General features: G+C 57.5%; 20 protein-coding genes. 12 read left to right on the top strand and 8 right to left on the bottom strand.

The window, feature by feature from the left end; genetic code table 11:
* Genes EBA31_RS21410 through EBA31_RS21400 form a run of 3 tightly spaced genes read left to right on the top strand, consistent with a single transcriptional unit; the run spans nt 1 to nt 3973 of the window.
* Nucleotides 1-795, top strand: coding sequence for an aspartate dehydrogenase (locus EBA31_RS21410; RefSeq protein WP_115058061.1), 795 nt, complete (start codon nt 1-3; stop codon nt 793-795).
* A gap of 15 nt (nt 796-810) precedes the next feature.
* Nucleotides 811-2280 (top strand): aldehyde dehydrogenase, encoded by a 1470-nt coding sequence (locus EBA31_RS21405; protein WP_020828536.1) that lies wholly within the window; start codon nt 811-813, stop codon nt 2278-2280.
* A 52-nt stretch (nt 2281-2332) separates the two neighbouring features.
* Entirely contained in the window at nt 2333-3973 is a 1641-nt protein-coding gene (locus EBA31_RS21400) for a thiamine pyrophosphate-binding protein (RefSeq protein WP_122080162.1), read from the top strand.
* Between the two features lie 39 nt (nt 3974-4012).
* Here the strand turns inward: EBA31_RS21400 and EBA31_RS21395 are convergent, their stop codons facing one another.
* Nucleotides 4013-4765, bottom strand: a complete 753-nt coding sequence (locus tag EBA31_RS21395; RefSeq protein WP_020828534.1) for a M48 family metallopeptidase — start codon at nt 4763-4765, stop codon at nt 4013-4015.
* A gap of 238 nt (nt 4766-5003) precedes the next feature.
* On the opposite strand from EBA31_RS21395, the gene tkt reads away from it, so the two are divergent.
* The 4 genes from tkt (at nt 5004) to EBA31_RS21375 (ending at nt 11320) form a co-directional block, all read left to right on the top strand.
* Nucleotides 5004-6998, top strand: a complete 1995-nt coding sequence (tkt, locus tag EBA31_RS21390) for a transketolase (protein WP_115058064.1) — start codon at nt 5004-5006, stop codon at nt 6996-6998.
* Nucleotides 6999-7349: 351 nt separating this feature from the next.
* On the top strand, nt 7350-8405 hold the full coding sequence (locus EBA31_RS21385; RefSeq protein WP_369982361.1) for an ABC transporter substrate-binding protein: 1056 nt from the start codon (nt 7350-7352) through the stop codon (nt 8403-8405).
* Nucleotides 8406-8487: 82 nt separating this feature from the next.
* Nucleotides 8488-10257, top strand: a complete 1770-nt coding sequence (locus EBA31_RS21380) for an iron ABC transporter permease (RefSeq protein ID WP_122080161.1) — start codon at nt 8488-8490, stop codon at nt 10255-10257.
* Complete coding sequence (locus tag EBA31_RS21375; RefSeq protein WP_046372679.1) at nt 10250-11320, top strand: ABC transporter ATP-binding protein; 1071 nt, start codon at nt 10250-10252, stop codon at nt 11318-11320. The genes EBA31_RS21380 and EBA31_RS21375 overlap by 8 nt, the downstream gene beginning before the upstream one ends.
* A gap of 42 nt (nt 11321-11362) precedes the next feature.
* On the opposite strand, the gene EBA31_RS21370 is transcribed toward EBA31_RS21375, so the two are convergent.
* The 5 genes from EBA31_RS21370 to EBA31_RS21350 form a co-directional block, all read right to left on the bottom strand.
* On the bottom strand, nt 11363-12328 hold the full coding sequence (locus EBA31_RS21370; RefSeq protein ID WP_122080160.1) for a PDR/VanB family oxidoreductase: 966 nt from the start codon (nt 12326-12328) through the stop codon (nt 11363-11365).
* Nucleotides 12329-12370: 42 nt separating this feature from the next.
* The gene (locus tag EBA31_RS21365; protein ID WP_122080159.1) at nt 12371-13819 is read right to left on the bottom strand and encodes an NAD-dependent succinate-semialdehyde dehydrogenase; all 1449 of its coding nucleotides are present in this window, start codon (nt 13817-13819) and stop codon (nt 12371-12373) included.
* A gap of 44 nt (nt 13820-13863) precedes the next feature.
* The gene (locus EBA31_RS21360) at nt 13864-14988 is read right to left on the bottom strand and encodes an aromatic ring-hydroxylating dioxygenase subunit alpha (RefSeq protein ID WP_020828528.1); all 1125 of its coding nucleotides are present in this window, start codon (nt 14986-14988) and stop codon (nt 13864-13866) included.
* A 41-nt stretch (nt 14989-15029) separates the two neighbouring features.
* Nucleotides 15030-16628: a BCCT family transporter gene (locus tag EBA31_RS21355; RefSeq protein WP_122080158.1), complete on the bottom strand. Its 1599-nt coding sequence runs from the start codon at nt 16626-16628 to the stop codon at nt 15030-15032.
* 379 nt (nt 16629-17007) lie between these two features.
* Nucleotides 17008-18087: a tartrate dehydrogenase gene (locus EBA31_RS21350; protein ID WP_122080157.1), complete on the bottom strand. Its 1080-nt coding sequence runs from the start codon at nt 18085-18087 to the stop codon at nt 17008-17010.
* Nucleotides 18088-18166: 79 nt separating this feature from the next.
* On the opposite strand from EBA31_RS21350, the gene EBA31_RS21345 reads away from it, so the two are divergent.
* The 4 genes from EBA31_RS21345 (at nt 18167) to fbaA (ending at nt 22897) form a co-directional block, all read left to right on the top strand.
* Nucleotides 18167-19126 carry a LysR substrate-binding domain-containing protein gene (locus EBA31_RS21345; protein ID WP_162302913.1) on the top strand — a complete coding sequence of 320 codons (960 nt, stop codon included), beginning with the start codon at nt 18167-18169 and terminating at the stop codon, nt 19124-19126.
* 323 nt (nt 19127-19449) lie between these two features.
* Nucleotides 19450-20466, top strand: a complete 1017-nt coding sequence (gene epd, locus EBA31_RS21340; protein WP_020828524.1) for an erythrose-4-phosphate dehydrogenase — start codon at nt 19450-19452, stop codon at nt 20464-20466.
* A gap of 71 nt (nt 20467-20537) precedes the next feature.
* Nucleotides 20538-21701, top strand: coding sequence for a phosphoglycerate kinase (gene pgk / locus EBA31_RS21335; protein WP_020828523.1), 1164 nt, complete (start codon nt 20538-20540; stop codon nt 21699-21701).
* Nucleotides 21702-21817: 116 nt separating this feature from the next.
* The gene (fbaA, locus tag EBA31_RS21330) at nt 21818-22897 is read left to right on the top strand and encodes a class II fructose-bisphosphate aldolase (RefSeq protein ID WP_020828522.1); all 1080 of its coding nucleotides are present in this window, start codon (nt 21818-21820) and stop codon (nt 22895-22897) included.
* A gap of 56 nt (nt 22898-22953) precedes the next feature.
* Here fbaA and EBA31_RS21325 read toward each other — a convergent pair whose 3' ends face one another.
* Entirely contained in the window at nt 22954-23622 is a 669-nt protein-coding gene (locus EBA31_RS21325; RefSeq protein WP_020828521.1) for a DUF1345 domain-containing protein, read from the bottom strand.
* Nucleotides 23623-23827: 205 nt separating this feature from the next.
* Here EBA31_RS21325 and mscS point away from each other — a divergent pair, with 205 nt between their 5' ends.
* Nucleotides 23828-24697, top strand: coding sequence for a small-conductance mechanosensitive channel MscS (gene mscS / locus EBA31_RS21320; protein WP_020828520.1), 870 nt, complete (start codon nt 23828-23830; stop codon nt 24695-24697).
* Between the two features lie 90 nt (nt 24698-24787).
* On the opposite strand, the gene EBA31_RS21315 is transcribed toward mscS, so the two are convergent.
* On the bottom strand, nt 24788-26137 hold the full coding sequence (locus tag EBA31_RS21315) for an aromatic acid/H+ symport family MFS transporter (RefSeq protein WP_020828519.1): 1350 nt from the start codon (nt 26135-26137) through the stop codon (nt 24788-24790).
* Between the last annotated feature and the right edge of the window lie 192 nt (nt 26138-26329).

The following is a 26329-nucleotide window of genomic DNA, read 5'->3' as shown; positions in this document are numbered from 1 at the left end:
ATGAAGAAGATCATGATGATTGGTTACGGCGCAATGGCCACAGAGGTGCTGTCCCGCCTGCCGGACGGGGTGAGCGTTGGCTGGATTGTCGCGCGTGCGGCTCATCATGCGGCGATTGCCAACGCCTTTGGTGGCCAGGTGCAGGCGTTGACCCACCCCGACCACTGTGCTGAAAAGCCGGATCTGGTGCTGGAGTGCGCCAGCCAGCAGGCGGTGGCGGAGTTCGGTGAGGCGGTGGTCACGCGCGGTTGGCCTTTAGCGGTGATCTCTACCGGCGCATTAGCGGATGCCGCGTTGCAGCAGCGTTTGCAGCAAGCCTGTCGGCAGCATCGGGGCCAGGTGATCGTGCTGTCCGGTGCGGTGGCGGGCATGGACGGCTTGGCGTCGGCACGTGAGGGCGGTCTGGACAGCGTCACTTATCAGGCGTGTAAAAGTCCGGCCAGCTGGCGCGGCAGTATGGCAGAGCAATTGATTGATCTCGATGCGGTAAGCGAGGCGCAGGTGTTTTTCGAAGGCTCGGCGCGGGAGGCGGCGCGGTTATTCCCGGCGAACGCCAATGTGGCGGCGACCATTGCGCTCAACGGCCTGGGAATGGACGCCACCCGGGTGCGGTTGCTGGTCGATCCCGCGACCCGACGCAATACCCACCGGCTGCAGGTGTGCGGCAATTTCGGTGAGTTTCATATTGAGCTGAGCGGCAACCCGCTGGCAAGCAATCCCAAGACATCAACCCTGGCGGCGCTGAGCGCGGTACAAGCCTGCCGCCGTCTGATCGACGGTGGTTTTATTGCCTGAACGGCAGGAGCGAGTATGGAAAGGTTAAAGATTTTTGTGGCTGGGCGTTGGTGTGAAGGGCGTGGCGATGAAATGGCCTCGCAGTTCCCGGCCGACGGCAGCGTGAATGCGCGGCTGCGTGCCGCCAGTATTGAAGACGTCAATGATGCGGTAGCCGCGGCGGAACGCGCCTGGCGGGCCCCCGAGTGGCGTGGGCTGGTGCCGCATCAGCGAGCCAACATTCTGTACCGCGTCAGCAACCTGATTATGGCGCAACTGGAAGAGCTGGCGCAGCTGCAGACCCGCGACAACGGCAAACCCCTGGCGGAAACCCGTGGGCTGGTGGCCAGCGCGGCGGCGACGGCTCGCTACTTTGCCGCTGCCTGCGAGGTGCTGGAGGGCGAACTGCCGACCCAGCGCAGCGCGGAGATCATGACGTTGAGCCAGTATCAGCCGCTGGGCGTGATCGCGGCCATTACGCCGTGGAACTCGCCGATCGCCAGTGAGATGCAAAAGGTGGCCCCTGCACTGGCGGCGGGCAATGCGGTGATCCTCAAACCGGCCGAAGCGACACCGCTGATGGCGCTAAAACTGGCGGAACTGTTTGAGCAGGCAGGCCTGCCCGCCGGACTGCTTAGCGTGCTGCCGGGCAAAGGCTCGGTGATTGGCGAGGCGCTGGCGCGTCACCCGTTAGTGAAAAAGATTTCTTTTACCGGGGGGACCAATACCGGTCGCCATTTGGCGCATATCGCCGCCGAGAAGCTGATCCCTACCTCGCTGGAGCTGGGCGGCAAGTCGCCGACCATCGTGCTGGAGGACGCCGATTTGGAACAGGCGGCTCGCGGGATCTGCTACGGCATTTTCAGCTCCGCCGGCCAGGCCTGCATTGCCGGCTCGCGGCTGTTTGTGCACCGCTCGCTATACCAGCCGCTGCTGGCGCGCCTGAGTGAACTGGCGGCCGGGCTGCGGGTCGGCAATCCGCTGACGCCGGGCGTGCACCTCGGCCCGCTGATTAACGACAAGCATCGCCAAAGCGTGGCGGATTATGTGGCGCTGGCGCAGCAAGAAGGCGGCCGGGTGGTGATAGGCGGCGAAGCGCCGGCCGATCCGCTGCTGGCCGGCGGCAGCTATTACCTGCCAACGATTATCGAAGGGTTGAGTAACCGTGCCCGCGCTTGCCAGGAAGAGATTTTTGGCCCGGTACTGGTGGCACTGCCGTTCGATAACGAACAACAGTTGATCGAGCAAGCCAACGATTCGGTGTACGGGTTGGCCGCCGGGATTTGGAGCCGGGATTTCCCGCGGGCGATGGCGCTGGCGGAACAATTGGAAACCGGCACCGTGTGGATCAACACCTACAAAACATTCTCTATTTCTACGCCTTTCGGCGGTTTCAAAGAGAGCGGTCTGGGCCGCGAAAAGGGTCTGCACGGCATCAAGGCCTATATGCAGCAGAAAAGCCTTTACCTGGCGCTGAGCCATCAGGCGAACCGCTGGAGCGATTAGCTTTGATCGACGGTGCGTACCCCCTACAACGAACACAATAAGAAGGCAGATGATGAGCGATAAAATAACGGTTGGCGAGGCGATAGCCCGGACTCTGGAACAGTACGAGGTGTCGGCGATGTACGGCATCATTTCGATTCATAATCTGCCGATTGCCGATGCGGTAGGGCAACGTGGCAACATCCGTTTCGTACCGGCGCGTGGCGAAGCGGGCGCGGTCACCATGGCCGATGCCCACGGCCGTTTCTCCGGTCTGGGCGTAGCCTTGACCAGTACGGGCGCGGGGGCCGGCAATGCGGTCGGTGCCATGATCGAAGCGCTGAATGCCAACACGCCGTTGCTGCACATTACCGGCCAGGTGGAGAAGGCCTATCTGGATGCCGACGCCGGGTTCATTCATGAGACCCGCGATCAGTTGGGTTTCCTGCGCGCCTGCTCCAAACGCGCATATCGGGTCAACTCAGCGGAACAGGCGGTGGCCGTGATCCAGCGGGCTATCCTCGATGCGCAGACGGTGCCTTGTGGCCCGGTGGCGGTCGAGATCCCGATCGATATTCAAAGTAGCCTGGTTTCCAGTTCGGTGCTGAGCCAGCCCGTGGCGCCAGCGCCGCTGCCGGCGGCCAGTGACGAGGCGGTTGAGCGCCTGTATCAGCGGATGAAACAGGCCAAACGCCCATTGATGTGGTTGGGTGGCGGTGCGCTGGCCTGCGCCGATGCGGTACGCAAACTGGCGGATGCCGGCGTGGTGGTGATCTCCAGCACCCATGGGCGCGGTATCCTGCCTGATAGTCATCCGCGCAGCCTGCGTGCGTTCCACAACTCACCGAGCATTGAGGCGATCCTGACGCAGTGCGATTTGACGCTGGTGGCCGGTTCACGCTTGCGCAGCAATGAGACACGTACCTGGACGCTGCCGCTGCCGCGCCCGCTGGTTCAAATTGATATCGATCCGGCGGCGGCCAACCGCAACTATCTGGCCGACGAGCAAATCAACGGTGACTGCGGCGCCTTGCTTAACGCGCTGGCTGCTCGTTTGAGTCCGGGTGAAAAAGTGAATGCCGAGTGGGATGCCGAGATAGCCACGGCGATACAGCAGGCGGAAAGTGCGCTGCGCCAGCAGTCGGGAGAGTATGCAAAATTGAACGACGCCATCGCCGCTGCGTTGCCGCAGGACGGTCTGTTGGTGCGTGATATCACCGTTTCCGGCAGCGTGTGGGGCAGCCGTTTGTTCCGCGCCATTTCGCCGCTCTGCAACATTCACTCGCTGGCCGGGGCGATTGGCATGGGTCTGCCAATGGCGATTGGCACGGCGATCGCCAACCCGCAGCGCAAGGTGGTGGGGCTGGTCGGGGACGGGGGGCTGGCGTTAGGCCTGGGCGAACTGGCAACCATGGCGCAGGAGCAGGCCAATATTACCCTGTTGATCATGAACGACGGCGGTTACGGCGTGATGCGGGGCATTCAGGACAAGTATTTTGCCGGCCGTCAGTATTATAACGAACTGCACACTCCCGCATTTACCCAGGTTGCCGAGGCGATGGGGCTGAAGGCGTGGAAAGTGGACAGCGCGGCGCAGTTCAACGGCGTGCTGGCGGAAGCGATTAATTATCCGGGGCCGTCGGTGGTGGAAGTGGATATGAACAGCATCGGGCCGCTAACCTTCGCCGGGCCACCGCAAAAGACATTGTACTGATGAAATGAAAAACGCCCGGCATCTGTCGGGCGTTGTGTTTTACTTGCCTGCTGCGATGCGCTCGCGAATATGCTGTGCGCGCGCTTCGGAAGCGGGGTGATCGTCGAACATGCTGCTCTGACGGCCGGCCTCCATTTTAGCCAGTTTTTCAAAGCTGGTGACCAGGCCGTTCGGGTCGATGCCGCGTTGTTTCAGCAGATCGAACGAATAGTCATCGGCTTCACTTTCCTGTTTTTGGGAGAACTGAGCGTTAACCAGCTTCTCGCCCATATCCGCCAACTGTGACTGCGACAGCGAACCTATGATGCCGCCGGTCGAGGCCGCTGCGGTACGCAATGCCACGGTGCCGTAAGCGACCTGCATTGCTTTGCGGGTATGGCCCAGCGCCACGTGGCCCATTTCGTGGCCCAGCACGCCTTCCACTTCATTGTCGGTCATCATGTCCATCAGCCCGCTGTAAACGCGGATACAGCCGTTGGCCATTGCCCAGGCATTCACGTCTTTTGTGACGTAGACCTTATAGTTGGCCGGCGTGCCGTTGATATTATCTCCCAACGCCGCTGCGATTTTGTTCAGGCGTTTGGCATAGGTACTGTCGGCCGGCGCGATTTGTGCCTTGCTGTCCATCTCTGCGCAGGATTTATCACTCAGGATTTTTACGTCGTTATTGCTCAGCGTCGCGGCCTGGAACGCCTGCGCGCCAGACTGCATCAGGGTATCGGTGTTCAGGTTTTGACAGCCGCTTACCAAAGTGGCAATGCTTAATGCAATCAAAGAGGTACGGATCTTCATAAAGCCATTTTCCTGTGAGAGTAACAAGGGGGTCGTGTCATTTTAGTTTAGGGAAATCTTGCCGCTTGAGACTAGTGTACGCCGACAATCGGGAAAATAGTGTTATTCCGAAAAACCGACCAATTGTGCTAATAAGTTGTGAACTCGCTCTCATTTGGTATTAGGGATTGCCGTTTTAATGCGGAGTCTGAGAAAATAGAAAACTTGACTGATTTTTTAATCCGACCTGGAGTAAAACATGTCCTCTCGTAAAGAGCTTGCCAACGCCATCCGCGCACTCAGCATGGACGCCGTACAAAAAGCAAATTCCGGCCACCCGGGTGCACCTATGGGCATGGCGGACATCGCCGAAGTCCTGTGGCGTGACTACCTGAACCACAACCCGACCAACCCGCACTGGGCTGACCGTGACCGCTTCGTCCTCTCCAACGGCCATGGCTCCATGCTGATTTACAGCCTGCTGCACCTCACCGGCTACGACCTGCCGATGAGCGAGCTGGAAAACTTCCGCCAGCTGCACTCCAAAACCCCGGGTCACCCGGAATACGGCTACACCCCAGGCGTGGAAACCACCACCGGCCCACTGGGCCAGGGCATCGCCAACGCCGTCGGCTTCGCCATTGCCGAACGCACCCTGGCCGCGCAGTTCAACCGCCCGGGCCATGACGTGGTCGACCACCACACCTACGCCTTTATGGGCGACGGCTGCATGATGGAAGGCATCTCTCACGAAGTCTGCTCCCTGGCCGGTACCCTCAAGCTCGGCAAACTGACCGCGTTCTACGATGACAACGGCATCTCCATCGACGGTCACGTGGAAGGCTGGTTCACCGACAACACCGCCGAGCGCTTTGAAGCCTACGGCTGGCACGTGGTGCGTCACGTGGACGGCCACAACCCGGATGCCATCAAGGCCGCGATTGAAGAAGCCCGCAAGGTCACCGACAAGCCGTCCCTGCTGATGTGCAAAACCGTGATTGGTTTCGGCTCCCCGAACAAGGCCGGTACCCACGACGTGCACGGTGCTGCGCTGGGCGCCGCCGAAGTGGCCGCCACCCGCGAAGCCCTGGGCTGGAAATACGCCGCCTTCGAAATCCCGCAGGACATCTATGCCCAGTGGGACGCCAAAGAAGCCGGCAAGGCGAAAGAAGCGGCCTGGAACGACAAGTTCGCCGCCTACGCCAAGGCCTTCCCGGAACTGGCTACCGAGTTCAAACGCCGCATGAACGGCGAACTGCCGGCCAACTGGAAAGCCGACGCCAAAGCCTTCGTCGAGCAGCTGCAGGCCAACCCGGCCAACATCGCCAGCCGCAAGGCCTCGCAGAACGCGCTGGAAGCCTTCGGCAAGGTGCTGCCTGAGTTCCTCGGCGGCTCCGCTGACCTGGCGCCAAGCAACCTGACCATGTGGTCCGGCTCGAAAGCGCTGAACGTTGACCCGGCGGGTAACTACATCCACTACGGCGTGCGCGAGTTCGGCATGACCGCCATCACCAACGGCATCGCGCTGCACGGCGGCTTCCTGCCGTACTCCGCGACCTTCCTGATGTTCGTGGAATACGCCCGTAACGCGGTGCGCATGGCGGCGCTGATGAAAATCCGCAACGTGTTCGTTTATACCCACGACTCCATCGGTCTGGGCGAAGACGGCCCGACGCACCAGCCGGTTGAGCAGATTGCCAGCCTGCGCGTGACCCCGAACATGAGCACCTGGCGTCCGTGTGACCAGGTGGAATCGGCGATTGCCTGGCAGTACGGCATCGAGCGCAATGACGGCCCGACCACGCTGATTTTCTCGCGTCAGAACCTGACCCAGCAGCCGCGTACCGCGGAGCAGCTGGCCAACGTTTACCGCGGCGGCTACGTGCTGAAGGACTGTGCCGGTACGCCGGACGTCATCCTGATTGCCACCGGTTCGGAAGTGGGCATCACCGTGGAAGCGGCAGACAAGCTGAGCGCGGCGGGCACCAAGGTGCGCGTGGTCTCGATGCCGTCTACCGACGCCTTTGACAAGCAGGATGCGGCTTACCGTGAATCCGTGCTGCCGGCGGCGGTCACTGCCCGCGTGGCGGTGGAAGCGGGTATCGCGGACTACTGGTACAAGTACGTGGGCCTGAACGGCGCTATCGTGGGCATGACCACCTTTGGTGAGTCGGCACCGGCAGAGCAGCTGTTCAAAGAGTTCGGCTTCACCGTGGATAACGTGGTGGCCAAGGCGCAGGCACTGCTGAAATAAGGCATCTCGCGTCGCATTACCCCAGGCCCGGCACCTTGCCGGGCTAGTCTAATGACAAACAGCCGAAAAACGTGGTTTTCGGCTGTTTGGGGTAAATCTGAAGACATAATCCTTTGTTTTTATTCGTCCCAAGATCGGAATTTTTAACTGCAAAGGACTTTGTCATCAATCTGAGCCCGGCATCTTGCCGGGCTTTTTCTTGCCCAAAAATCGCCCAACCTCACAAAATACGAAGATAAGAAATCAACGGCGTTGCTTAAGAACACTTATTAACTATATGTTAATTTTTAGTTTATTAAATGTAACCAGGAGTTGATTATGTTAACAAGAATCGGCGCGTCGGTGGTGGCGATGGCGGTACTGGGTGCAGTGCCTGCTTACGCTGAGTTCCCTGCAGGCTATCCAGCCGACTATCAGAAAATTGTGGATGGCGCGAAGAAAGAGGGCAAGGTAGTGGTGTATTCCACCACGGATACCAAAGCCGCAGGACCGTTGATTCAGGGGTTCGAAGCGTTGTATCCGGGCGTTAAGGTCGAATACAACGACATGAACAGCACCGAGCTGTATAACCGCTATATCAGCGAACAGGCGGCGGGTGGCACCAGCGGTGACGTGGTGTGGAGTTCGTCGATGGATACCGCGCTGAAGCTGGCAACCGACTATGCGCAAGAATACGCCTCGCCTGAACAGGGCCAACTGCCCAAGTGGGCGGTCTGGAAAGAGAGAGCCTACGGCACCACCTATGAGCCGGTGGTCTTCATTTATAACAAACGGCTGATCCCGCAGGGGGATGTGCCGGACTCGCACGCTGCGCTGGCAAAGCTGATCGCCAGTCAAACCGACAAGTTTAAAAAGAAAGTCACGACCTATGACATTGAAAAATCAGGGTTGGGCTTCATGCTGTCGGTGCAGGACTTCAAGGCCGATCCGAACTATTTCGCTACGTTGGCTGACGTTGCCAAAGGCGGTCTGGCCGTGCAGTCGTCCACCGGTACCATGATGGAAAGGGTATCGTCCGGTGAAAACCTGATTGGTTTCAACATTCTGGGTTCCTACGCCGAAGCCCGCGCCAAAACTGACCCTTCTCTGGGCATCGCTTACCCGAAAGATTACACCCTGGTGCTGTCGCGCGTGTCCTTTATCAGCAAAGAGGCTGCCAACAGCAACGCGGCAAAACTTTGGCTTAACTACGTCTTGTCGGAAAAGGGCCAGAGCATTCTCGCCAACCAGGCGGATATTCCCTCTATCCGTAATGACATTGAAGGCAAAAATGACATCGACGGCATGACCAAAATGCTTGGCAACGCGCTGAAGCCTATTCCGGTGGACGAGAGCCTGTTGGAGTACCTGCAGCCGGCCAAACGACTGGACTACATCAAGCAATGGCGTACCGCCGCGGCAAAATAAATTAGGACAGGCTCCGGACGCGCGTCTGCCAGGGAGGCGCGCGCCCTTTGGTGGTCGATGTTTACAACCATTGGGATAGATTATGAATACATGGCGCAGAAAGTGGCAGAGCCTGCCGCGTGGCTTGGTGGTGGTGATAACCGCGCTGGTTATCTATGTGCCGCTGTCATTTATCGTGATTCAAAGTTTTCTCTCCGCACCTTTTTTTTCGCCCTCCAAGGTTTTTAGCCTTGAGGCGTTCGAGTTTATTTTTACCGATCCCGACTTTTACAAGGCGCTGAAAAGTGGCTTTATCCTGGCCTTTGGCTTAGTGGTGATCGCCATTCCGCTTGGAGGTATTCTGGCCTTTTTGATGGTCAGAACCGATTTGCCCGGTCGTCGGTTTATTGAACCGCTGATCCTGGTGCCGATCTTTGTCTCACCGATGGTGCTGGGCTTTGGCTACGTGGTGGCCGCCGGGCCGGTCGGCTTCTTCTCGCTGTGGGCGGAATCGCTGCTGGGCTTTGTGCCCTGGAATATCTATTCGATGGCCAGCATTGTGGTCATTGCCGGGTTAACCCACGTGCCGCACGCTTATCTTTATATTTCCTCGGCCTTGCGCAGCGTCGGCTCCGACGTGGAGGAGGCCGCTCGTACGGCAGGGGCTTCGCCCTTGCAGGTCATGACGGCCGTCAGCTTGCCGATGGTACGCCCTTCGATTCTGTATGCCGGCGTATTGCTATTCTTTCTCGGGCTGGAGGTGTTCGGCCTGATGCTGGTGCTGGGCGATCCGGAAGGGAACCTGGTGCTGGCGACCTACCTGTATCAACTGACCAACAAGCTGGGCACGCCGTCTTACCACCTGATGGCGGCAGTGGCGGTGGTGCTGATTTGCATCACCATTCCGCTGGTAATGTTGCAGCGCCGTCTGATGCGTACCGCCAACCGTTTTGTCACCGTCAAGGGCAAGGCGTCGCAGGCGCGGGCGCTGCCGCTGGGCAAATGGCGCTGGGTCGCCGGTGCGGTGGTGGTGTTTTGGCTGACGGTGACCATAGGTGTGCCACTGGTTGGCGTGGTGCTGCGTGCCTTTATTTCCAACTGGGGCGTGGGTGTTTCTATCTGGGACGAGCTGTCGCTCAATACCTTCCGCACCATCTGGCAGCAACCCAACCTGTTGCGAGCCATCGTCAACTCGATGGCGATAGGGGTGATCGGCGGTGCTCTGGCGGTAGTCTGTTATCTGTTCATCGGCATTGCCATGCACCGCAAACCCGATGGCGCTACCCGTTTTCTCGATTACAGCGTGCTGGTACCGCGTGCGGTGCCGGGTTTGCTGGCGGGGCTGGCGTTCCTGTGGGTGTTCCTGTTCCTGCCGATGTGGCTGGACAAGTCGCTGAAAGAGGGCTGGTTATCGGCCCTGCCGGTCGCCGAATGGCTGCGGGAAAACCTGATTGTCTGGCTACGTTCTTTGCGCAGCACCATCTTCAGCGTTTGGCTGGCGTATACCGTGGTGTGGATGGCCTACGGCCTGAGGTTGATCTCCTCGACGCTGTTGCAGGTCGGCCCTGAACTGGAAGAGGCTGCGCGCAGTGCCGGTGCCTCCAGTGGGCAGATCACTCGTCACGTGACTATTCCGCTGTCGCGCTACGGCCTGATCGGCTCGTGGTTGCTGATGTTCCTGATTTTCGAACGAGAGTATTCCACCGGGGTTTACCTGTTGTCTCCAGGCACCGAAACCATAGGTTCGATGCTGGTTTCGCTGTGGGCGGCGGGTGCCATTGATATCGTGGCCGCGCTCTCCTTCATTAACATCCTGCTGGTGGTGCTGGGGCTGGGGATCGCCTTGCGCTTTGGAGTGAAATTACATGATTGAACTTTCGGTAGAGAACCTGCATTTGACCTACGGCGACAACCCGGTGCTGAAAGGCGTTTCGATGCAGCTAAAGCGCGGCGAGGTGGTTTCGCTGCTGGGGCCGTCGGGCAGCGGTAAAACGACGCTGTTGCGGGCGGTCGCCGGGCTGGAGAAGCCAACGCAGGGCAGCATTATCATTGGCAGCAATAAGGTGTATGACGGCACTGCGCGCAGCGAGATCCCGGCGGAGGAGCGCAACCTCGGGCTGGTATTTCAGTCCTATGCCCTGTGGCCGCATAAAACCGTATTTGAGAACGTCGCCTATCCGCTGAAATTACGCAAAGTTTCCACGGCGGAAATTACCCAGCGGGTGCAAGGGGTGCTGGATCAACTGGGGCTGGGACATCTGGGCAAACGCCATCCGCATCAGCTGTCCGGCGGCCAGCAGCAGCGCGTGGCGATTGGTCGGGCGTTGGTGTACAACCCGCCGGTGATCCTGCTGGATGAGCCGCTATCCAACCTGGATGCCAAGCTGCGCGAAGAGGCGCGGGTGTTCCTGCGTGAACTGATTATCAAGCTGGGGTTGTCGGCGCTGATGGTGACCCACGATCAGAACGAGGCGATGGCCATTTCCGATCGCATTTTGTTGCTCAACAACGGCAAGATCGAACAGCAGGGCACGCCGCAGGAAATGTACGGCTCCCCCTCGACCCTGTTTACCGCCGAGTTTATGGGCAGCAATAACCGCCTGTTCGGCAAAATCACCGAGATGAGCGAGGGCAAGGCGCGCATCGAAGGGAAAGATTGGGCGCTGTGGGGCATGGCAGGCGCAGGGGTAAAGGTTGGCGATGAAGCCACGGCGGTGATCCGGGTAGAACGCGTGCGCCTGGGTGAGGATCCCCAGGGCAACCAGCTGGAGTTGCCACTGCTGACCAGCATGTACCTGGGCGATCGTTGGGAATACCTGTTCCGCACCGTTGCTGAAGATTTCGTGGTGCGGGCTTATGGCACCGAAGTGCGTGGACAGACGCTTTGCCGGCTGTCCTTGCCGGCAGAGCACCTGTGGATTTTCCCCAAGGCCTAGCTTCAACAATAACCGCGCCTGTGGCGGGCGCGGTTGGTTGAACTACAAATCCAGTACCAGCCGTTGCCCCTTGGCCCTTGAGCAGCATATCAATAGGCTCTGCTGCGCTTCTCGTTCCTCCTCGCTCAGATACTGATCGCGGTGGTCAGCTTCCCCTTCAATAATTCGCGTTTCACAGGTGCCGCAAATACCTTCCCGGCATAGGCATTCCACTTTCGCTGCCTTGCTGTTTTCCAGCACCTGCAGAATGGTCATCTCTGGTGCCACTTCCAGCTCAATCCCTGAGCGAGCCAATACCAGCGTAAAGGCTTTCCCTTGGCTGTCAGTGACGGCAAAGGCCTCGCGGTGCAGACGTGCCTTCTCAATCCCGTGCGCGGAAGCCGCCTGCAATACCGCATCGTTCAACGCCGGTGGGCCACACACGTAAATATGGGTTGCAGGTTCGATGTCTGCCAGCAGGCGTGCCAAATCTAAACGGCTACCCTGGGTGGAAACATGGTAGTGGACATGTTCAGCAAAGGGGGAAGTCAGCAGCTGTGCCTGAAAAGCATTCTGTTCTTCGCTATGGAAACAATAGTGCAGCCGGTAACGTTGACCGCGCTGGTGCAGTTCATGCAGTTGTGCCATAAACGGCGTAATGCCGATGCCGCCGGCAATCAGCAGGTGTTGTTCCGCCGTCGGTGCCAATGCAAACAGATTGTTCGGCGTACTTATGGTCAGCGTATCGCCTACCTGCAGGTTGTTATGCATAAAGTTGGATCCGCCTTTCGAGGGCGACTCGCGCCGTACGGCGATCTGATAGTGCTGCAAGTCGAAAGGGGAACTGAGCAGGGAGTAGGCATTACTGTAGCGTTGTTCCCCCTGTTGCATCTGCACGATGATATGGCTGCCGCCACTGAAGGCCGGCAACGGCCGCTGCATCGGGTCCGCCAGAGTAAAACGCTTTACCTGCGCGGTAATGGTTTCGATTTCGATCACGCGGACATCAAACATCCGATAACTGGACATGTTATTCACTCCAGAGCACGGGCTGCGCCCGCGCATAACAGGTTATACCGCCTGGCACAGATATTTCAGTTCCAGATAATCGTCTATGCCATAGGTGGAGCCTTCACGCCCCAGACCGGACTGTTTGACGCCACCGAACGGTGCCACCTCGTTGGATATCAGGCCAGTGTTGATGCCTACCATGCCGTATTCCAACTGCTCCGAAACCCGCCAGATGCGCGCAGCATCGCGCGTGTAGAAATAGGCCGCCAGCCCATAGATCGTGTCATTTGCGCGTTGCAGCACTTCTGCTTCATCGTCAAAGACCACCAGCGGTGCGACCGGGCCGAAAATCTCTTCTTCCAGCAAGAGTGAGCTGGCTTGAACGTCCCCCAGTACCGTCGGCGTGAAGAAATTGCCGCCCAGCGGGTGCGGATGACCGCCGGTGAGTAGGATGGCCCCTTTGTTTTGTGCATCGTTCAGCAGTTCCATGACCTTGTCTCGTGCTTTACGGTTGATTAACGGACCTATTTGCACATCGTGATCGAAGCCGTTACCCACTTTCAGCGCCGCTACCCGAGCGACAAATTTTTCTGTGAACTGCGGGTAAACGTCACGGTGGATATAGAAACGGTTAGCGCAAACACAGGTTTGCCCCGCGTTACGGTATTTGGCGACTAATGCACCCTCAACGGCAGCGTCGATATCCGCATCCTTGAACACGATAAAGGGCGCATTGCCACCCAGTTCCAGAGAGACCTTTTTGATGGTGTCGGCGCTTTGGCGCATCAACACGCGACCAACCGGGGTGGAACCGGTAAAGCTCAGCTTACGGACCAGCGGATTGCTGGTCAGCTCGGCACCGATGATCTGTGAATTGCCGGTGATCACGTTGAAAACCCCAGCGGGAATGCCCGCACGGTTAGCCAGCTCCGCCATTGCCAGCGCCGAATAAGGCGTTTCATTGGCGGGCTTAACGATCAGCGTGCAGCCGGCCGCCAGTGCCGGTGCCGCTTTTCGGGTGATCATCGCCGCTGGGAAGTTCCACGGCGTAATGGCGGCACAAACGCCGATGCCTTGTTTGATCACCATCAGGCGCTTGTCAGCACTGGGTGAAGGAATGATATCGCCGTTGGTGCGCTTTGCCTGTTCGGCGAACCACTCGACAAACGAAGCGGCATAGCGGATTTCGCTCAACGATTCTGCCAGCGGTTTACCTTGTTCCTGCGTCATTAGCGACGCCAGATCCTGCTGGTGCTCCAGCATCAATTCGAACCAGCGGCGCAGATGCAGTGCCCGTTGTTGGGCTGGCAGACTACGCCAGCCTGCCAGCGCTTGTTGTGCGCAGGCTATGGCGTGTTGTGCTTCGGGTTGTGCCATGTTCGGCACCTGGCCTATAAGTTGGCCGGTCGCCGGATCGCTGACCGGCAAGGTTTCGTGATTGGATGCATCGCACCATTGGCCGTTAATAAACGCCTGCTGGCGGAACAGTGATTGATCGGAAATATTCACCGGATGACCTCATGGGTTAACGGGGCCGAGGGGCCCCTGTACATTTAAGGTTGGAAGACCTGCGCCAGCAGGTTGTGGAAGTGCGCGATACCATGTTCGCTAACGCCGCTGCCCGCACCGTCAACCATGATGCGTCCTTGCCCGCGATAGCCACGTGACTTCAGCCCTTTCTGCACACTTTCCACCAGCCGCAGATCCTCTGGGCGAAACACGTCGCGATACCATTCGATCAACTTCTGTTGTTCGGCGGTCAGCTCCTCGTTGGTGAAATAAATGTCATAGTGTTGCAGGGTGGTTTCCGCATCGACCGGGAACTCATAAATCACCGTCATCATGCCTTCCAGCGGCGGGATGTTGAACATGGTGCATGGCCATAGCCAGATGCCGTGGAAGCTGGCGTCTTTGCCTTCTTCGAATTTGAATGACTGCTCGGAAGGGCGCGCGTAGCCAAACTGCATCGTCCAGTTGCCGTGCAGGGTGTGCCAGTAGCGATCGACCTGCACCGAATCGGCAAAGCCGGGGTGCGCCGGGGCACAGTGATAACATTCGAGATAGTTGTCGACGATGTTCTTCCAGTTGGCCGGGGTGAGGGTGGTGAAACGTGCTGCCAGCTTCAGGTCGTCTACCGCCGGGCAGGCTTCGCGCACCTTGGCCGCCAGGCCGGGCAGTTGATCTTCTACGCTGCCGGCCTGCGGGTTCATATTGATAAAAATAAATCCGCCGTATTCCTCTACCCGTACCGGCGTCAGATGGGCGATGTCTTTATTGAAGTTATGCACGTTCTCGCAGTTGCGCGCATGGGCCAGTTCGCCGTCGAGCTTGAACGCCCAGGCGTGGTACGGGCAGGTAATGACGTTTTTGGCCTTGCCGTCGCCGGACAACAATTGGTGTCCACGGTGTGGGCAAACGTTGTAAAAGGCGCGCAACACCTTGTCGCGACCGCGTACCACCAGGATATTTTCGCCGATGATCTCGCGGGTGATGTATTCATTCGGCTGCGCCACTTCACTGCCGTGCGCCACGCAGATCCAGCTGTTGGCGAACACCCGTTCTTTTTCATGATCGAATGCGGCCGGGTGAGTATAAAACTGAGCCGGAATGGTATACGCCTCGCGGGCATCGGCGCAGAAGTCTTTGGGTAACGTCAATGCGGGGATTACTGTGCTCATAATAACCTTCCTCTTCTTTATTTTTATTCCACGGGAGTGTTTCAGACGACGGTTGTGTTGTTTAACGGGTTAACGGCCGGAGGTTCTGACGGTGTGCTCAACGTCGGCCGGCTGACGTCGATCAGGTGCGCCGGTATCGCGGCGTAGTCCTGTTTCAGCCAGCGGGCGAACCCGTAAGTTTTGACCAATAGCACCAACAGAAACGGTAAGGCGGTTAGGACAACGGTGGTTTTCATGGTGTCGAGCGAGGCACCGGTGAACAGAATCGACAGCGGGATCAGCGTGATCACCACACACCAGAACAGGCGCAGCATCGGGCTGGGATCCTGCCCCTCTTGCAGATTCCGGGTGCTGGTGGCCGCCATGGTGTAGGCGACGGCATCCATATGCGACGCCAGAAAAATAATCATGATAAACAGGTAGCCCGCCAGGAACAGTTTGCCGAGTGGTAGCGACATCAGCAGCATTTGCACCGCCGTTTCTCCGCCCTGAACGTTGAGGATCTCCGGTACGTTCAACTGCCCGCTGATGAATTGATGCATGGCGAAGCTTTCCAGCGAACCGAAGAAGAACCAGCAACCGAGGGTGCTGCCGAGCAGCAGGGCCCAAATCACCTCTTTGATCTTGCGCCCGCGAGAAACCCGGGTCACAAACATGGCCACGCCAGGCGTATAGGAAATCCACCACAGCCAGTAGAACACTGTCCAACTGCGGCTAAAGCTGCCGTCTCCCATGGGGTCGGTAAACAGGCTCATCTGCAGGAAATTCTGCGCCGTCAGACCGATAGCGTTAACGGTGTTATTAATGGTGAATTCGGTCGGGCCGACCAACAGTACCAGTGCGGCGAAGATAAACGCCCCCCAGCCGACCATTTTGCTCAGCCGCTGCATGCCGCCGTCGATACCAATGTACGAACTGAGGCAGAAAATTACTGCGGCCAATAGGATCACTGTGGCCTGTAATGCGAAGGTGTCTGGAATACCGGTTAATGCCGTCAGCCCGCGGGTGAAGGTGGAGGCGGTTAACACCAGTGAAATAGTCAATGCACCCACGGTAGCAACCAGGAAAATAAGATCTACCGCTCGCCCTATAGGGCCGTCGGCGCGTGCACCTGTGATGGCCGAGATAATGCCGGACAGGCTCAAGCCTTTATTTTTACGGACATGAAAGTGATAGGCCATGATCAGTGAGGCCAAGGCATAGGTTGCCCAGGCGCTCAGCCCCCAGTGGAAGAACGAGTAGCTGATGCTGTATTCCAATGCTTTTGGCGTGTGTGGCGCGATATTCAGCCCGGGCGTTTGATAGTAATAGGCCCATTCCATTACGCCCCAGTACAGGGTTGAGGAACCCAGCCCAGCGCAGATGAACATAAACACCCAGGCTAGAGTGGGGTACTGCGGCTTGCCTTCACCAAGGCGGATATTGCCATATTTGCTTAAGGCCAGATAAAGCACCACCAGCAGTGCCATCAGTACCAGCACCTGAATGGTCGAACCGAACAGGCGGGTGACAGCGTTAAAAATGGTGGTGGCTACCAGTGCGGATTGTGCAGGAAATAGCATCAGGCAGATAGCGATCAGCGTGATGCTGCACAGACTGATCGCGATGAGCATGACATCCTTTTTAGGCGTGCTCTGCATGGGAGTGAACTCCTGTTATTTGTGGTTGGCCGTTGCGTGCAATCAGCACGCTTATCGGCCTTATTGATTGGCGTTAAGCCGTTTGTTAGACCACGTAGGGCAGGTATCTCGACACGCTAGATGTCATGAGTTTTTACCCTTCATTAACATTTGAGAGTGTGCACAAATTACCCAACTGCCACAATTGAGGTATCTGTGAAGGGATAAAACACGGTATGTAAATAATTTGTTGTGATCTTGACCGGAGAATTAGTGTGGCTTTTCGGGGGCTTTTCAGCGAATTACGATGAGAATTTATGGAGGAATACAAAATTAGCACGTGACTATGCAGAGCGATATATATCGCTCTGCATAGTCATTTATGGTGTGAATGTTTAGGTTAAAGCAGGGAGGCGATCGCCTGACCGACCTGCTGGGTGGTGGCATCGCCGTGCATGTCCGGGGTACGTGGCCCGCAGGCGATAACCTGTTCGATGGCGGCGAGAATACCGTCGTGCGCCTGGCGATAGCGTGGTTCATCCTTACCGAGGAAGTCCAGCATCATGGCACCGGCCCAGATCATGGCGACAGGGTTGGCGATTTTTTTGCCGAAAATATCCGGTGCGGAACCGTGCACCGGCTCGAACAATGACGGAAAATTGCGCTCGGGGTTCAGGTTGGCCGAAGGCGCGATACCGATAGTGCCGGCGCAGGCCGGGCCAAGATCGGACAGGATGTCGCCGAACAGGTTGGAGGCTACCACCACGTCGAAACGTTCGGGTTGCAGCACGAAGCGCGCGCAAAGAATATCGATATGCTGTTTGTCCCAGCGAATGTCCGGATACTGCTGCGCCATGGCGGCTACACGTTCATCCCAATACGGCATGCTGATCGCCATTCCGTTGGATTTTGTGGCGGCGGTGAGCGTCTTGCGCGGGCGTTGTTGCGCCAGCTCAAAGGCGTATTTCAAAATGCGGTCGACGCCGTGGCGGGTGAACACCGACTCCTGGATCACCATTTCGCGTTCTGTGCCTTCAAACATTCGGCCGCCGAGCGACGAGTACTCCCCTTCGGTATTTTCACGCACCACGTAAAAATCGATATCCCCCGGGTTCTTATTTGCCAGCGGGCAGGGCACGCCGGGGAACAAGCGCACCGGACGCAGGTTGACGTACTGATCGAAATCGCGACGGAATTTTAGCAATGAGCCCCACAGCGAGATATGGTCCGGCACCTTGTCCGGCCAGCCGACGGCACCAAAATAGACGGCGTCAAAGCCTTGTAGTTGCTCGAACCAATCGTCCGGCATCATCTGGCCGTGCTGCAGGTAATAATCGCAGCTGGCCCATTCGAAGGTTTCAAACTCCAGGGACAAATCCCAACGCGCGGCAGCAGCTTGCAACACCCGAATGCCTTCCGGCATCACTTCCTGGCCAATACCGTCTCCCGGTATGGCGGCGATTTTATAGCTTTTGCTCATAGGATCTCACTTGTGAAGAGGGGCGATTGACATCCCTTCCATCCTATAATTGACTAACTGTTAATCAATGCTGGAAACGGTGAAACATAAAACACGAATCATGAATAATCTACCTATCCTGAGTGACCTGCGGGTGTTTGTGTTGGTGGCGCGACGCGCCGGTTTTGCCGCCGCCGCCGACGAGCTGGGCGTTTCACCGGCATTCATCAGCAAACGTATTGCGCTGTTGGAAAAGGCGCTGGACGTGTCGTTGCTGCACCGCACTACGCGCCGGGTGGCGATCACCGAAGATGGCGAGCGCATTTACGAGTGGGCACAACGCATTCTGAACGACGTCGATCAAATGATGGATGAGCTTTCCGACGCCCGTAAGGCACCGCAAGGTACGTTGCGTATTGTCAGCAGTTTCGGCTTCGGTCGGCGTTTTGTCGGCCCTGCACTGTCGGCGCTGGCGCTGGAATACCCGGCGCTTGAACTGCGGCTGGACGTTTCCGATCGGCTGGTGGATTTGGTCAGCGAAGGTTTTGACCTGGATATCCGCATCGGTGATGACATTGCCCCCAATCTGATTGCCCGCAAGCTGGCGCAGAACCAACGCATTTTGTGCGCGTCTCCGCAATACCTGCAGCGTTACGGCACACCGAAAACCTTGAGCGAGCTTTCCGGACGCGCATGTCTGGCAATTAAAGAGCGTGACCATCCTTTTGGGCTGTGGCGACTGCAGGGGCCGCAAGGGGAGGAGGCGGTGAAGGTGACCGGCGGGCTGTCATCCAACAACGGTGAAATTGTGCATCAATGGTGCCTGGACGGACAGGGTGTTGCGCTGCGTTCTTTCTGGGACGTACGGGAGAGTATTGAAAATGGCTGGCTGGTGCATATCCTGACGGACTACTACCAGCCGGCAGATATTTGGGCGGTGTACGTTTCACGCCTGGCGACCTCGGCGAAGGTGCGGGTGACCGTCGAATTTTTGCGCGATTATTTCCGCCAACACTATGGCGAAGCCTCGTTGTTGTCGGAATACCTGGCGTGTCGCTAGGGCAAGGAGGAGGCAAAAGTGTGCGCCAGATCATTTTATTCCCGCAAAGTGTCGATCAGTTGTCAGGCGAGCTGTCGCATCTGTTCCTTTTGGCAAAACTTTGGTTTATGCTCAGCTGAAGCGTTTCAGTTGCATCAGGATTCAACTGAAACGCCGGAGTGAAGGTGATGAACACGCGGCTGATGGAAGGAATAATGCGACGTGGCGATTCACAGCAGGCGGTGCGCTAAAGTACTCTATGCGAGTGAGCTTGATAACCTATCAGCGCTCTCTCAGATAGGGTGAGCATGCCCGGTGTGAGAAGGCCCTTTTTCAGGAGCAGCATGACAATCCGCATAGCGATAAACGGCTTTGGCCGCATAGGCCGCAGCGTTTTACGCGCACTGTATGAGTCGGGACGAAGAGCGGAAATTTCCGTGGTGGCGATCAACGAATTGGCGAACGCCGAGGGGATGGCCCACCTGCTGAAATACGACTCCAGCCATGGCCGTTTTGCCTGGGATGTTCGCCAGGAATGCGACATGTTGACCGTCGGGGACGATACCATTCGTTTGCTGCACCAGCCGGCGGTGGAACAGCTTCCCTGGGGCGAGCTGGGCGTTGACGTGGTGCTGGACTGCAGCGGCGTGTACGGCAGTCGGGCGGATGGCGAGGCCCATCTGGCGGCGGGGGCGAAAAAAGTGTTGTTCGCTCACCCCGGCGGCAACGATCTGGACGCCACCATCGTGTTTGGCGTCAACCATCAGACGCTGCTGGCGGAACACCGCATCGTGTCCAATGCGTCATGCACCACCAACTGCATTATTCCGGTGATCAAACTGCTGGACGATGCCTACAGCATCGAGTCGGGCACGGTGACCACCATTCACTCCTCAATGAACGATCAGCCAGTGATAGACGCCTATCACCAGGATTTGCGGCGCACCCGCGCGGCGAGCCAGTCGATTATTCCGGTCGACACCAAGCTGGCCGCCGGTATTACCCGCGTTTTTCCGCAGTTTTGCGATCGTTTTGAAGCGATTTCCGTACGTGTACCGACCATCAACGTGACGGCCATCGATCTCAGCGTCAGCGTCAGTTCGGCGGTGAAAGTGGCAGAGGTCAACCAGCTGTTGCAAATGGCCGCACGGGGATCTTTTCGTGGTATAGTTGACTATACGGAACTACCATTAGTCTCGATCGATTTTAACCATGACCCGCACAGCGCTATCGTCGACGGTACGCAGACTCGGGTCAGCGGACAACACCTGATCAAGACCTTGGTCTGGTGTGATAATGAATGGGGCTTTGCCAACCGGATGTTGGATACAACACGGGCAATGGCCGCAAGCGGTTTCTAGTACGGCGGCATCGGCACTGGCCGGTGCGCCGCTCAGGCAACTTTATAGAGAATCAACCAAGAGGGTTCACCATGTCTGTAATTAACATGTCCGATCTGGATCTGGCAGGTAAACGCGTTCTGATCCGCTCCGATCTGAACGTTCCAGTGAAAGACGGTAAAGTGACTTCCGATGCACGTATCCGTGCCTCCCTGCCGACTATTGAAGCTGCGCTGAAACAAGGCGCCCGCGTGATGGTAACTTCCCACCTGGGTCGTCCTACCGAAGGCGAGTACAACGAAGAATTCTCCCTGCTGCCTGTTGTCAACTATCTGAAAGAACACTTGAAAAACCCGGTACGTCTGGCTAAAGACTACCTGGATGGCGTTGATGTTGCAGAAGGCGAGCTGGTCGTGCTGGAAAACGTCCGTTTCAACAAGGGCGAGAAAAAAGACGACGAAACCCTGTCCAAGAAATATGCGGCACTGTGTGACGTGTATGTGATGGACGCCTTCGGCACCGCACACCGTGCACAGGCTTCCACCCATGGCGTGGGCAAGTTCGCGCCTGTTGCCTGTGCCGGCCCGCTGCTGTCTGCAGAGCTGGAAGCGCTGGGTAAAGCGCTGGGCAACCCAGCCCGTCCGATGGTTGCCATCGTGGGTGGTTCTAAAGTTTCCACCAAACTGACCGTACTGGATTCCCTGTCCAAAATCGCCGATCAGCTGATCGTCGGTGGCGGCATCGCCAACACCTTCGTGGCGGCGCAGGGCAACAACGTGGGCCAGTCTCTGTACGAACCTGATCTGATCGACAACGCCAAGAAACTGCTGGAAACCTGCGACATTCCGGTTCCGACCGACGTGCGCGTGGCGACCGAGTTCTCTGAAACTGCGGTTGCAACCGTGAAGCAGGCGAACGAAATTCAGGACAACGAGCAAATTCTGGATATGGGCGACGTCTCAGCCGAGCGTCTGGCCGTTATCCTGAAGAACGCCAAAACCATTCTGTGGAATGGCCCGGTTGGCGTATTCGAGTTCCCTAACTTCCGTAAGGGCACCGAAATTGTCGCTCGCGCTATCGCAGACAGCGAAGCCTTCTCTATCGCAGGCGGCGGCGACACCCTGGCAGCAATCGACCTGTTCGGCATTGCTGACAAGATTTCCTACATCTCAACCGGCGGCGGCGCCTTCCTGGAATTCGTGGAAGGTAAAGCGTTACCGGCGGTCGTGATGCTGGAAGAGCGCGCTAAGCAGTAATTCAGACAACGGGAGGCGAAAGCCGCCCGTTTGTTTTATACCGCGCGGCATAATGCGGCGCGGCATGAAAAATCGATTTACATCCATCTACGGCCGACGAAACAGGACAAAGTAACATGTCTAAAATTTTTGATTTCGTAAAACCGGGTGTCATCACTGGTGATGACGTTCAGAAAGTATTCGCAGTAGCTAAAGAGAACAACTTTGCTCTGCCAGCAGTGAACTGCGTAGGTACCGACTCCATCAACGCCGTGCTGGAAACAGCAGCGAAGGTGCGTGCTCCGGTTATCGTACAGTTCTCTAACGGCGGTGCCGCGTTCATCGCCGGTAAAGGCGTGAAGACTGACGTTCCTCAGGGTGCAGCAATTCTGGGCGCTATCTCTGGTGCACATCATGTTCACCAGATGGCTGAGCATTACGGCGTGCCGGTTATTCTGCACACCGACCACTGTGCGAAGAAACTGCTGCCATGGCTGGACGGCCTGCTGGACGCTGGCGAGAAACACTTCGCGGCTACCGGTAAGCCACTGTTCTCTTCTCACATGATCGACCTGTCTGAAGAGTCCCTGGAAGAAAACATCGAAATTTGCAGCAAATACCTGACTCGCATGGCGAAGATCGGTATGACCCTGGAAATCGAACTGGGCTGCACCGGCGGTGAAGAAGATGGCGTGGACAACAGCCATATGGACGCATCCGCTCTGTACACCCAACCGGAAGACGTGGCTTACGCGTACGAAAAACTGAACGCCATCAGCCCACGCTTCACCATCGCAGCGTCCTTCGGTAACGTGCACGGCGTATACAAGCCAGGCAACGTTAAACTGACTCCGACCATCCTGCGTGATTCTCAGGACTACGTGTCCAAGAAATTCAATCTGCCGCACAACAGCCTGAACTTCGTGTTCCACGGCGGTTCCGGTTCTACCGACGCAGAGATCAAAGAATCCGTAGGTTACGGCGTGATCAAAATGAACATCGATACCGACACCCAATGGGCAACCTGGGACGGTATCCTGCAGTACTACAAAGCGAACGAAGCTTACCTGCAGGGCCAGTTGGGCAACCCGAAAGGCGCCGACCAGCCGAACAAGAAATACTACGATCCACGCGTATGGCTGCGTTCAGCCCAGACTTCCATGATTACTCGTCTGGAACAGGCTTTCAAAGATCTGAACGCAGTAGACGTTCTGTAATCTCGGTCAGCTGTTAGCCATATTGAAAGGCTCCCTTCGGGGAGCCTTTTTCGTTGCTAGCCCAACAGACTGGCGCCGACGTTAATCGACAGCCCCAGGATCACCAGGTTGAAAACAAAGGAAATCACCGATTGCAGTAGAGCGACTTTGCGCACCTCGGCCGCACCGACGGCCACGTCGGCAGTTTGCGAAGCCACCGCGATGGTAAACGAGAAATAGGCAAAGTCCCAATAGGTCGGCTCCTTAAGGTCGCCGGGAAACAACAGCGGCAGCGGATCCTGCTGTGCACCCTGACGATAAAACTGATGGGCATAGTGCATGGTAAATGCCGTGGGCAGCAATAACCAGGACACCACCAGCGTCGCGCCGGTCAGCGCCAGATGCAGCGTCTTCAGAGAATCGCTGACCTGTTTGGCGGTGCTCAGCTCAAACAGAATGGATAAAATGCTCACCAGACAACCGATGCTGACCAGTGCCAGCACCATACTGGCGCTCTCATCCTGTGCCCGTGCCAGTTGGCGGATGTGCTTTGGCGTGCTGATCAGCATCAGTCGCCAGAGAAACAGCAGATAGCACCAGGCCAAAACGTTCCAGCCGAGCATCAGTCGCTGCAGCTCAGAAAGCGTGGCGGGCAGCAGCAGGTAGCACAAAATGCCCGCACCGACGGACAGCAGCAGCCTTGGCCGAACCTGCCAGTAGTGTTTGATTGACGATGGAATGTGCATAACCGATGAAGTTCCTTATCGTTATAAAGGCGATAGCGCTGTGTTCAGCATAGAAGAAGCGTGGCGGCTGTTTCGGCTATTTTTGACGCTTACGGTTGGCATGCGGTGGAAATGTTGGTTAACCTAAGGCGGTGGTTTCCGACTGACGGCTGATGTCAGTTTTTTTGCGAGTTTATCCCCTTAGGGACAAGTTAGGACGACACGAATGAAAGATCTGAATGTAGTAGATGGCATTAATGGTGCCGGTAACTGGCTGGTGCAGAACCAGGACTTATTGATTCAGTACGCGGTGAACATCGTCGCGGCGATCGTTATTTTCATCATCGGTTCGATCATTGCACGCGTAGTCAGCAATGCATTAAGCCGGGTGATGAAGCTGCGCGGTATTGACGCCACGGTTGCCGACTTCCTGTCTGCCATGGCGCGTTACGGCATTCTGGCCTTCACCTTTATCGCCGTGCTGGGGCGCGTTGGCGTTCAGACCACCTCGGTGATCGCCGTGTTGGGTGCCGCAGGTTTGGCCGTCGGCCTGGCGCTGCAGGGCTCACTGTCCAACTTCGCTGCAGGCGTGCTGCTGGTGGCCTTCCGTCCACTGCGTGCCGGTGAATATGTCGATCTGGGCGGCGTAGCCGGTACCGTCGACCAGGTGCAGATTTTCTCCACCACGCTGCGTACCGCAGACAACAAAACCATCGTGGTGCCGAACGGCAAAATCATCGCCGGCAACATCATCAACTATTCTCGCGAGCCAAACCGCCGCGTAGACATCGTGGTTGGCGTGGCTTATAACGCCGATATCGACGTGGTGAAAAAAGTGTTGGGTGATGTGATCGCTGCCGACAAGCGCATCATGCACGCCAAAGGCGTAACCGTACGCTTGAACGAGATGGCGCCATCTTCACTGAACTTTGTCACCCGTTCCTGGACCACCAACGCGGAATACTGGAACGTATACTTCGATCTGATGGAGAACTTCAAGCGCGCGCTGGATGCCAACAATATCGGCATTCCGTTCCCGCAGATGGATGTTCATCTGTACCGCACTGAAGAAGCGGCTACCGCTAAAGCGGAATAAAGCAGAACAAGAGAAAAGGGGCCACGGCCCCTTTTTTTATTGCCGGCCGAGGCTGCATCCTGCGGATGTCGCCTCGGCTTTTTCGTTTTATCAGTTTGATAACGCGGAGTCTGGCACAGGGACGCGGCGGTTCACGCTGAGCCGGTAGAGCAGGAAAATAGCGGCAGAGCCCACCAGTACCGGCAGCGCCAGCCAGATGAAGAACATCTCCGACGTCCCTGCCGCGACAATCATCCAGGCGCCAAGCATTGAACCGACTATCGAGCCGAAGCGACCGCTCGCCATCGCCCAGCTGACTCCGGTGACGCGAGCGGCGGTAGGGTAAAGGGTAGCGGAGACCAGATTCAGGCCGTTCTGCGCACCGGCCACGCCGAAACCGATGAGGAATACGGTGACCGCCAGCGTATAGGCGTCCCCCATCAGATAACCGGTAGCGCCAATCACCAGCGCGGCACCCAGGTACGACAGGGCCAATACCCGGTAGGGGCCGACGCGGTCCATCAGCAGCGCCATAAGGATGGCACCGAGGGTTCCGCCCAGCGGCACCATCGCCCCGATGCGCGAAGCGTGGACGATATCGTACCCGGTATCCTTGAGGATGCTCGGCAGCCAACTGGTGAGCAGATAAAATACAAACAACGAGCAGAAGAATGCCACCCACAGCAGCAAAGTGCGCACTGCGCGACCTTCGATGAACAGGTGGGAGATTGGCGATCTGGCCAGCGCGGGGCGTTCATCATCGATAATCGTCACGCTGGCCCAACTTTTGCCGGTGATACGCTCGACCACCTGGCGCAGGCTATCGGCATGTTTCGGGCTGGCACTCATAAAGCGCGCTGACTCGGGCATCTGCCAGGCCAGCAACGGCAACAGCAACAATGGCGCGATGCCGCCGAGCATCAGCAAACCACGCCAGCCGAAGGCCGGAATAACCTGCCCGGCAAGGATGCCGCCCAGCGCCAGACCGGCGGTGAAGCCGCTCCAACTGAGGGTGACCATGATCATCCGCCGACGTGCCGGCGAATATTCCGAGCTCAGGGTGATGCAGGTGGGCATCGCCCCGCCCAAACCGATACCGGTGATTAAACGCAGCAGGGTCAACGACTCGATTGAGCTGGTATAGGCCGAGGCCAGAGTGCCTCCGCCAAAGATCAGTATGGAGGCGAGCAGCACGCGCTTGCGCCCTATGGCATCGGCAACCGGGCCGAAGATCAGGCTGCCGAGCAGCAGGCCGAACAATCCCGCGCCAAACGTCGGCGATAACTGGGCAGGCAGCAGTTGCCACTCTTCGCGTAACGCCGGGGCGATATAGCCGATGATGGCAGTGTCAAAACCGTCCAGCAGGACGATCAGGAAACACAGGGTAAGGATCAGGATTTGATAGGGCGAGATTTTCGCGTTGTCGATGATCTCGCTGATACGAGCGGTATTTTGGCTCATGGGGGTTCCACTTTAATTAGGCTTGTGTGGAGCTGGCTGGAGGGCTGTGCAGGCGTCAGGCTCTTGCTGAAACGGGCCTGAACCAAAGCCGCTGTGGCTGGCATGGTGCAGAAAGTCTGAGTATACACCAGAGCCAGCGGCTTGCAGCGATGCGCTGAGATGAGCCGTTCTGTTTCAGACAAAACGGCTTAA

It is taken from the genome of Serratia sp. P2ACOL2 (assembly GCF_003691565.1).
GTDB classification, from domain to species: Bacteria; Pseudomonadota; Gammaproteobacteria; order Enterobacterales; family Enterobacteriaceae; genus Serratia; species Serratia liquefaciens.
Note: the sequence above shows the minus strand (reverse complement) of the source record. Positions and strands in the feature narration are given on the sequence as shown.

What these genes read in the sequence shown, in the direction of transcription:
- EBA31_RS21410 (WP_115058061.1), top strand. Translation starts at nt 1, where the DNA reads ATGAAGAAGATCATGATGATTGGTTACGGCGCAATGGCCACAGAGGTG.
- EBA31_RS21405 (WP_020828536.1), top strand. Translation starts at nt 811, where the DNA reads ATGGAAAGGTTAAAGATTTTTGTGGCTGGGCGTTGGTGTGAAGGGCGT.
- EBA31_RS21400 (WP_122080162.1), top strand. Translation starts at nt 2,333, where the DNA reads ATGAGCGATAAAATAACGGTTGGCGAGGCGATAGCCCGGACTCTGGAA.
- EBA31_RS21395 (WP_020828534.1), bottom strand. Translation starts at nt 4,765, where the DNA reads ATGAAGATCCGTACCTCTTTGATTGCATTAAGCATTGCCACTTTGGTA.
- tkt (WP_115058064.1), top strand. Translation starts at nt 5,004, where the DNA reads ATGTCCTCTCGTAAAGAGCTTGCCAACGCCATCCGCGCACTCAGCATG.
- EBA31_RS21385 (WP_369982361.1), top strand. Translation starts at nt 7,350, where the DNA reads ATGGCGGTACTGGGTGCAGTGCCTGCTTACGCTGAGTTCCCTGCAGGC.
- EBA31_RS21380 (WP_122080161.1), top strand. Translation starts at nt 8,488, where the DNA reads ATGAATACATGGCGCAGAAAGTGGCAGAGCCTGCCGCGTGGCTTGGTG.
- EBA31_RS21375 (WP_046372679.1), top strand. Translation starts at nt 10,250, where the DNA reads ATGATTGAACTTTCGGTAGAGAACCTGCATTTGACCTACGGCGACAAC.
- EBA31_RS21370 (WP_122080160.1), bottom strand. Translation starts at nt 12,328, where the DNA reads ATGTCCAGTTATCGGATGTTTGATGTCCGCGTGATCGAAATCGAAACC.
- EBA31_RS21360 (WP_020828528.1), bottom strand. Translation starts at nt 14,988, where the DNA reads ATGAGCACAGTAATCCCCGCATTGACGTTACCCAAAGACTTCTGCGCC.
- EBA31_RS21355 (WP_122080158.1), bottom strand. Translation starts at nt 16,628, where the DNA reads ATGCAGAGCACGCCTAAAAAGGATGTCATGCTCATCGCGATCAGTCTG.
- EBA31_RS21350 (WP_122080157.1), bottom strand. Translation starts at nt 18,087, where the DNA reads ATGAGCAAAAGCTATAAAATCGCCGCCATACCGGGAGACGGTATTGGC.
- epd (WP_020828524.1), top strand. Translation starts at nt 19,450, where the DNA reads ATGACAATCCGCATAGCGATAAACGGCTTTGGCCGCATAGGCCGCAGC.
- pgk (WP_020828523.1), top strand. Translation starts at nt 20,538, where the DNA reads ATGTCTGTAATTAACATGTCCGATCTGGATCTGGCAGGTAAACGCGTT.
- fbaA (WP_020828522.1), top strand. Translation starts at nt 21,818, where the DNA reads ATGTCTAAAATTTTTGATTTCGTAAAACCGGGTGTCATCACTGGTGAT.
- EBA31_RS21325 (WP_020828521.1), bottom strand. Translation starts at nt 23,622, where the DNA reads ATGCACATTCCATCGTCAATCAAACACTACTGGCAGGTTCGGCCAAGG.
- mscS (WP_020828520.1), top strand. Translation starts at nt 23,828, where the DNA reads ATGAAAGATCTGAATGTAGTAGATGGCATTAATGGTGCCGGTAACTGG.
- EBA31_RS21315 (WP_020828519.1), bottom strand. Translation starts at nt 26,137, where the DNA reads ATGAGCCAAAATACCGCTCGTATCAGCGAGATCATCGACAACGCGAAA.